This is a genomic window from Terriglobia bacterium, assembly GCA_036496425.1.
In the GTDB taxonomy this organism is placed as follows: domain Bacteria; phylum Acidobacteriota; class Terriglobia; order 20CM-2-55-15; family 20CM-2-55-15; genus 20CM-2-55-15.
This window is the reverse complement of record DASXLG010000260.1, coordinates 1-7790: the sequence shown is the minus strand read 5'-3', so window position 1 is coordinate 7790 and position 7790 is coordinate 1. Positions and strand designations below refer to the sequence as shown.

Genomic DNA, 7790 nt, shown 5'->3' with positions numbered 1-7790 from the left:
GATATCTATCCAATCCGATATGCCGTTGTCATCCTCACGTTCCTGCCGGCCAATTTCTCACGATCGTCCACACACTCGCCCACACTGAATCTGAGAAAAGCGCCTCTGTCCGAGATGAAAGATCGCGAAGCGTTACACCATACGTTTCGGCGTCAGACCAATCGACTGCCAGACATCGACAGGAAGTAAGCTGTAGGTCGCCCCGCTGTCGACGAGAAAATCCAGCGTGCTTTCGCCCTTCGGACCTGTGACTGTTCCCGTAGGGCCGCCGAGAATTGAAAGCTGTTTGTCATTTCCACTCCTTGCGGTGGCCCACGCTCCACATGAATGCCGCCGGCACTTGGAGATGTGCATGGGTCGTGTCGAGGCCAAAGCAAGTGCCATAACGAAAGGGACTTCCGGGATATCCCGAAATACTCCGGCCTCTCCACCTCCGCCGTTTCCGGTTCGCCGCAACCTCAAGCACCAGGCGTCTGCGCATGTGAGCGGACTCTCGTTGTCGTGAAGCGCGGAATCGAAGGGTTCCAGCGAGATTTGTGGGTTGTCGTGGCATCAATATCTGGAAGAATTCCATGAAAAATGCTCCTTAACTTTGAGGCTGAACTTCGTCAACGCAACCGACGCTTGGTTGTCCGCCAAAATGGCTGAATCAGGGACCTGGAGAACTACTGGTTCTCAAGAGAAGAATTCCTGGTCCACGGCGCAGTGGTCCAATCTACCCCTTCATCAGGGCACTAACTACACCAGTTAACTGCATCAGGCTGCTAACTAAACCAGTTAGTGGTTTGTGTCGATCGCTACACGCAGCCGTCAATCTTTGGTCGCGTGAGTGCAGTATCGTCGGGGATGGAACGTCAAAAAGCGCTGGAAGCCTTTAGTAAATGGGGTAAGAAAGATGACGAAGGGTTTCGGGATCAGTGCTGCTATGTTTCTTCTCCTGCTCTGCGCGAATCCTTTGGTGAGGCAATATAAAGCCTCAACACTTTCCTGGCTTCCGCAACTTGACCCCGCAGGAACTTCAAATTTGCACGGGTCCTTTGTGACAGGTTCCTGGTCTCCGCAACTCAACCTCATTGGAACTTCAAATTTGCAAGGATCCTTTCTGACAGGACAGTCCATTTACGCGGACAACGAAAGAATTTTTGCCGCGTCGTACCAGGGCGATCTCTTCATTCTGGAAAGAAACCGCGAAGAAGGCTTTCCCCTGATTCAAACTATTCATCTCCCATCGCCACTGACTGCGGTGACTGGAGATGGTAACAATGTTTATGTTTCAAGCCGCGACGGCAATCTTTATGTGTTCTCAAAAACCTGGCCGGTCCAGGCGGTGCGTTCGATGTCATTGTCGCAGGAAGGCTTGGCAAGCGTAGCCTTGGCCGATAACAAGCTATACGTTGCCACTGGACAAGCCTCAATGGCTATATCGAACGACCACATTTATCTTTCGGAGCTGAACCGCGGTGACTTCGGTCTTGAAGTCAGCACCATGAAACCATACGGTACGCAATCTTCGACCGGAGTTACACTCGTCTTCAGCCCGGGCACCTTGCAATTCAGCGGCTCGATTCCCAATCCTCCAGTCGGCCAGGTCAACATTAATACCTGGCTGAACTTCATCTATCTGACCGTACCGGGATGTTGCGGTTCGGGGATTACCGTATACGATGCGAATACGATGAAAGGCATCCAATTCATCGACCGGCCAACGAATACGGTTGTAGGAATTGCGAGAAGAGGGAATCCCCTGCTGGTTGGCGGAAGTGAGTCCGGCGCTGTCGACCTGTATGCATTCGAAGGGACCGCCTACAATTTAGTCAGCACTGCGGCGCTTCCCGCGTTGACCGGATTCAACGATCCCGAAGACATTGAGATTCGCGCGCTTTGGGCCGACGGGCTGGATAATCTGGTGATCGCAGCCAGTTCCTGGGGCAATGACCGGAGCCGCGGACCGAATCTCCCATCCATGTTCTTTCTTGAAATCAACAATAATACGATGCAGTGCATGCACCAGCCCTGCCGCATAGCTAAAGTCAATTAACGCGCCTACCGTTTCGGCTCAATCCGGATCTGCTGGACGCCTTTGTCATCGGCGTATTCACGATTGTCTTCGCAGATATATTCCAGCAGTTGGTAATCCTGCATCCGCCGGTAGGCAAAGGTGAAGCTCCAGGGCTTTTCAAGAACGGTGGGATCCTCGATCGTGATGTCGTCCCGCAGCAGGCCGTTGGCGGTCAACGAAATACGCTCCCTGATGCGTTCGTCTTTCGAGTGCGGCACATTCTGATAGAGCACGCTCTCCTTGATTCCGACGGTGTCGGCGCTCAGAGTGGTACCGTCCCAGTGTCCGACGGAACGGCCATAGAAGCCGGGTTCGACATCGTCGATCGGTTTCTGTTCGCGGTCGAGCAGTATCCGGCGTACCTGGGTATAGGCCTCCTGAATGATGGTCACCTGCCCTTTACTTTGCAGGACTTCCATCGGAAACGGCCCGCTCATCATGCCGGGCATCCCATCCGGAAGGCACATCACGACGTGGTCGGCGATCGGCTGACCTTTTTGATTCGCCTCCCGGAAGGTCTGGAGTTTGGCCTGATATTCCTTCAGATATTGCGGCTTCAGCGGCGGTTGGGATTGCCCCGGAATGGACGCATCCCGTGCGCGTTCCCACGATCCGGTGATATCCGGCACATTCGCGGCCGGTTGCTGTGCTCCGGCGTTGCCTTGCATTAACACGAAGGCGAAAGCGGCCACACTGCAAGCGCGTAAAATTCGCATCGCTTCCCCCTTATGGCTCCGGCGTCCGTTTGAACGAGTTTGCAGCGGGGACGGGTAAATCTTTTTTCTCGCCGTTTGGTAGAGTGATTTCAAGCAGAAGGCCTGCGGGCTGGCCATTCAACAGCGGAGCGAACACCACTCCCACTTGATCGCCGGCCTTGATCATATTGGATCGCCATCCCAGCCGTTGGAGCATGTTGATGCTGGTGCCTTCCAATATGTAATGCTTCACGGCTGCGCCTTCGTGAACGTCGATGTCGAGATAAGCGTGCGGATTGCTCCATTGCCACTTCGTGACCGTTCCCTTCAGATTCAGGGTTTTGGAGTGATCGTATACAGCGAACGAATGATGGGCCAGCGCGGTGCTGGCGGCAAACATAGCCAGGATCAAACATGCCCACCATCTGTGGTTCATTGAATTCATGCTCATTCTCCGAATGTGTTTCTAACGTGGCGCCGCCGGCGTCAGGAGTGCCTGGGGCGCATGGCGGGATTCTATAGCATTAACGCCGAGTTTCTTCCACTCTTCGTTGGCGTCGCCGGTTGCGCCGAGACGGCCGTAACTCATCGCCAGGCCGTACCTGGCGTCACGGAAGTCCGGACTCCAGTCGAGCGCGATTTTGAACCTGGCGGCAGCCTCGGAATAACGGGCGCTCATGAAGTCGATAACCCCGATATTGTATTGCGCCGGCCAGCAGTCCGGATTCAGAGCCAGTGTCTGCTCGAAATTTCGCAGCGCGGCTTCACGGTTTCCCATTCCCAGAAGCGTGATTGCGGCATTATTCCATGCCTGCCAGTAGCTACGGTCCATTTCGATCGCGTGTTGATAGTAGGAAATTGCCGCCTCCGCGTGTCCTTTTTGCTGTTCGATGATTCCCAGGTCGTACCAGGCTTCGACGAAATCAGGCCTCAGTTCGAGCGCATTCAAAAACGCGGTCCGGGCTTTTTCCGGATCGACATTCATATATGCGCCACCGAGATTGAACCAGGCCCGAGCCTTGCCGGGTGCGTGACGAACTGTATCTTCCCAAAGCGTGACATTCGACGCCCAGACCGTCTCCCGCCGGATCGTCAGGAGCGCCAGCGCACAAAGCAGGATTACGGTTATAGCGGATCGTCCGGGAACCTTTGAAAGGAGGTACGCGACGAAGAGCGAAAACGGAAGCATGGCCAGATAGAGTCGATGCTCGAAGGCCAAGTCGAGACTGGGAATGAAGCTCGATGTCGGAGCCAGAAAGAGCAGGAATGTGAATATGCAACCTGCAGGTATGCGCCAACTCTCTCGCCGCCACAATACCCAGGCTGTGCCGGCCAACGCGCAAATTCCGAGGAGCGGAAGGAACGAGGCATTCCCGGCGAATTCATATTCGAGCGACTGAGGATAAGGGAAGAACAGGAGTCTCACATAGGTGTAAAACACGCGGGTTTCCGTCATGAAATAGGCAATGGGTCCAACCTGTCCGGCCGCTTTGATGCCTACGGTCTGTTCATTCCGGTACGCGAGGACTCCCAGCGCCGCCACGGCGAGTACGAGGACTCCCGCCGCCAGCGCGATCCGGTATCGTCTGTTGGTCGTGACACATATTCCCGCCACCACCAGGGGAACTGCCAGAGCCGCTTCTTTGCTCTCAAATGCGCATAAAAAGAGCACAGCCGCGAGCCATGGCCGGCTACGCGGCTGCATGAACAGCGCGATCAGTGCGAGCAGCGAAAAGAAACAGGCCAGAAGGATGGACCGTTGGTAGATGTAAAGCACGGGCTCCGTCTGGATCGGATGAATCAGAAACATGGCGGCGGCCGCAGTCGCAATCCATCTTTCGAAGAATGCGGAAAGCAACACGTATAAGAGGATCGCGTTGGCAATGTGCAGGATCACATTGACCATGTGGTAGCCGCCGGGATTGCCGCCGCCTGCGAGATGATTCAAATAGAATGTGAAGAACGTGAGCTGGCGCAGGTGGAGCGGGTTGAAAAAGTGGAAAAAGTGGCCGGCATTGACGACGTTGGCGTCATTCGTGATCAGGACGTCATCAAAATGAAACGGATGATTAAATGATGCTCCGAACAACAGGAGCCCGGTTACGAAGATTGCGATAATCACGAGGACATCGTGATTATCGCGAACCAGTTTCATTCGGTCATGCTAAATCCGGATGGCTAGACGCGCAACCGGAATACGCCCAACAGCCGCGCCACTGAAGTCAGTGGCGCGAGCCATGGACGTTCCTCCAACCACCCGAATGCCGGATAGAGCACAGATGAGAGCGATATCGGCGGCAATGTTGAAAAAATCGAGAACGTGGGATCGAACCGGAGAGCGATCGCCGCCAATGGAACCGTGCTTGAAATCTCCATCGTGCCGGCGAGCTGGGGCGCTGTAGGAAATAATTGAAAAGTAAATATCGCGGAGTGATTGCTGGGGCCCAGCGTCTGAGCCGTCGATGAAACCACCGCGGCATTGGATCCCAGAAGCGAAAGCGTCACGGTCGCTGAAGCGCCTCCCGGATTCGCGTAAGCCACGCCGATGTTGTACCCGCCCTGCGTATCCACGAAGATGGCCTGCTTCAGGAGGCCCGCCGCCTGTGGGACTCCGGCCTCTGCGATCAATTGGCCGTTCGCAAATTCCGAGAAGATGGATGTTCCGGTTACGATTCCAGCAGTCGTGTTTACCGTCGCGAATCCTCCCCCATAAGGGGTAGCGCCGGCCGAGACGTACTTCTTCGTCTGCCCTGCGCTAATGGAGAACGTAATCGGCGCGCTCACTGCCGCGCCAGTTTCGTCGAAGAATGTGATGTTGAATGGCGAGCCGGCCAGACCGGATGTCGAATTGTCCTGCGCCAGCGTGATCGTTCCGCTGGCCACGCCTGACGCTGCAGGATTGGTCAGGAAGATTGTGGTCTTCCAGACCGTGCCACCCATAATGCCGTCCGCGATATGCGGGAAATAGAACGTCGTTTGAGCGGAAGAAATGATTGCGAACGACAGGATCCAAAACACCACCAGACTTACGCGTTTCATCGGTTCTCCTGAATTTCAAAACCGTCATAACGGCTGCGCGCTATCGCGCTAGCGCTTCGCGTTACAAGTCGACTCGACGCCAAAATTCTCGCGGGGGTGTTCGAGATTTGAGCAGTACAACTACGGAAGACATCTTGTCTCCGCTGCCGGTCCGGTTCAAGTGCAAAGTTGTCATAAGATTGTCTCCGTGCCAGAGCCGGCGTGGGTTTGGTGCTATATTCCGCCTCGACTGCTATGCGAGTCGCAATCATCCACGACTGGTTAAACGGTATGCGCGGCGGCGAAAAAGTCCTGGAAGGACTGCTCGGCATATTTCCAGGCGCCACGATTTACACGCTGCTGCATGAACGTGGAAAGGTATCCGCATTCATCGAATCGCATCGCATTGTGACGTCCTGGTTGAATCGGATGCCCGGCGTTTACCGCCATTATCGTAATTTCCTGCCGCTGTTTCCCGCCGCAATCGAGTCCTTCGACTTGAGCGAGTTCGATCTGATCGTCAGCTCGAGCCATTCCGTGGCTAAGGGAATCCGGCCGGGCCGAGCGCCGCACATCAGCTACTGCCATACGCCGATGCGATACGTATGGGATGCCGAAGACGATTACCGTTTCGGTCCGGCGCGGCGGCTCGCGATGCGCTGTCTTCGAGATTCATTGCAGCACTGGGATTGCGAAGCCGCCGGCCGGGTGCATGAGTTCATCGCGAATTCCCAGTTCGTGCGCGAACGCATTCGTTCGTACTACGGGCGTGACGCGGCCGTGATTTATCCCCCTGTCGATACACAATTCTTTCGCCCGTCCACGACTGGGTTGCGCGGCGGCTTTTACCTGGCCGCAGGCGCGCTCGTTCCCTACAAGCGTTTCGACCTGATCGTCGAAGCCTTCAACCGGATGGGCCGCCGCCTGATTGTCGCCGGACATGGATCGGAACTCGCACGCCTGCGCCGGATTGCCGGACGGAACGTCGAAATTCGTGGAAGCGTCAGCGACGGCGAACTGCGGCGGCTGTATCAGACGGCAAAAGGACTGGTTGTTGCGGCGCGAGAGGACTTCGGCATCGTTTCAGTCGAGGCTCAGTCTTGCGGCTGTCCTGTCATCGCATACGGAGCGGGTGGTTCTCCGGAAATCATCCGGGACGGGATCAACGGAATTCTATATGCGGAACAGGACGCGGATGACATCGCGCGAGCCGTTCTGCGCGCAGATTCGATGGCGTGGCCTGCGGAGCGGGTGCGGCATCACGTGGAGGCGTTCTCTCGTGAGACATTTGAGAACAAAATTCGAAACTTCATTTCCCGCCGGTTGGAAACTCCGTCCGGGATTCGAGCCGGCAGAGACCGAAGCTACCTTCAGCCAGCATAGCTCCGTCACCGGTTCCGGCGGCGCCCTGAAGCGTGCCGGCGATTGCATCGGTGCGGCGGTTGCGCTTGTCGTTCTGGCTCCGCTGTTCGTCGTAATCGCTGTGATCGTCCGCGCGGCCGACGGCGGCGCCGTGTTTTACCGGCAGGTGCGCGTGGGACTCGGCGGCAGGCTATTCACGATTATCAAATTTCGCACGATGCAGGAAGCTGCGGAACGGGATCTCGGTCCGATCTGGTCGGTTCCCCGCGACCCGCGATGCACTCGCGCCGGCTACTATCTCCGCCGGCTGGGTCTCGATGAATTGCCTCAATTGTGGAATATTCTGCGTGGCGAGATGAGTTTTGTCGGACCACGGCCGGAACGGCCGGAATTTACGTGCGAATTCCGCCAGCAGTATCCTGAATACGAAGTACGGCAAATCGTTCGTCCCGGCCTTACAGGCTATGCGCAGATCCACGGTTGGCGGGGTTTAACGAGTCTCGAAGAGCGCCTCCGGCATGATCTGTATTACGTCAGGAACTGGTCGCCGGCGCTGGATGTATATATCTTCTTCATGACTTTCCTCAGAGGCTGTAGCGAACGCACCAGAGCGGGGTGTTAGGGGGAAGGAACACAAGAAGCACAAGAGGCACAAG

At 56.1% G+C, this 7790-nt stretch carries 8 protein-coding genes; 4 read left to right on the top strand and 4 right to left on the bottom strand.

The annotated features are described in order from the left end of the window. A partial coding sequence (locus VGK48_18945) for a hypothetical protein (GenBank protein ID HEY2383258.1) occupies window positions 1-189 on the top strand: 189 nt, incomplete at its 5' end. Window positions 190-1087: 898 nt separating this feature from the next. Continuing rightward, entirely contained in the window at window positions 1088-2038 is a 951-nt protein-coding gene (locus VGK48_18940) for a WD40 repeat domain-containing protein (protein ID HEY2383257.1), read from the top strand. 5 nt (window positions 2039-2043) lie between these two features. Here VGK48_18940 and VGK48_18935 read toward each other — a convergent pair whose 3' ends face one another. The 4 genes from VGK48_18935 to VGK48_18920 are packed head-to-tail and all read right to left on the bottom strand — an operon-like array spanning window position 2044 to window position 5793. Continuing rightward, entirely contained in the window at window positions 2044-2775 is a 732-nt protein-coding gene (locus tag VGK48_18935; protein HEY2383256.1) for a hypothetical protein, read from the bottom strand. Between the two features lie 10 nt (window positions 2776-2785). Further along, window positions 2786-3199, bottom strand: coding sequence for a DUF6152 family protein (locus VGK48_18930; protein HEY2383255.1), 414 nt, complete (start codon window positions 3197-3199; stop codon window positions 2786-2788). 21 nt (window positions 3200-3220) lie between these two features. Next, window positions 3221-4909 carry a tetratricopeptide repeat protein gene (locus VGK48_18925; GenBank protein HEY2383254.1) on the bottom strand — a complete coding sequence of 563 codons (1689 nt, stop codon included), beginning with the start codon at window positions 4907-4909 and terminating at the stop codon, window positions 3221-3223. 23 nt (window positions 4910-4932) lie between these two features. Continuing rightward, on the bottom strand, window positions 4933-5793 hold the full coding sequence (locus VGK48_18920; protein HEY2383253.1) for a hypothetical protein: 861 nt from the start codon (window positions 5791-5793) through the stop codon (window positions 4933-4935). 234 nt (window positions 5794-6027) lie between these two features. On the opposite strand from VGK48_18920, the gene VGK48_18915 reads away from it, so the two are divergent. Beyond that, entirely contained in the window at window positions 6028-7155 is a 1128-nt protein-coding gene (locus VGK48_18915; protein ID HEY2383252.1) for a glycosyltransferase, read from the top strand. Continuing rightward, window positions 7061-7756: a sugar transferase gene (locus tag VGK48_18910; GenBank protein HEY2383251.1), complete on the top strand. Its 696-nt coding sequence runs from the start codon at window positions 7061-7063 to the stop codon at window positions 7754-7756. The genes VGK48_18915 and VGK48_18910 overlap by 95 nt, the downstream gene beginning before the upstream one ends. Window positions 7757-7790 lie beyond the last annotated feature (34 nt).

Bases quoted from the DNA above. Each gene is read 5' to 3' on its own strand.
- VGK48_18935 (HEY2383256.1), bottom strand. From the start codon at position 2,775: ATGCGAATTTTACGCGCTTGCAGTGTGGCCGCTTTCGCCTTCGTGTTA.
- VGK48_18930 (HEY2383255.1), bottom strand. From the start codon at position 3,199: ATGAATTCAATGAACCACAGATGGTGGGCATGTTTGATCCTGGCTATG.
- VGK48_18925 (HEY2383254.1), bottom strand. From the start codon at position 4,909: ATGAAACTGGTTCGCGATAATCACGATGTCCTCGTGATTATCGCAATC.
- VGK48_18920 (HEY2383253.1), bottom strand. From the start codon at position 5,793: ATGAAACGCGTAAGTCTGGTGGTGTTTTGGATCCTGTCGTTCGCAATC.
- VGK48_18915 (HEY2383252.1), top strand. From the start codon at position 6,028: ATGCGAGTCGCAATCATCCACGACTGGTTAAACGGTATGCGCGGCGGC.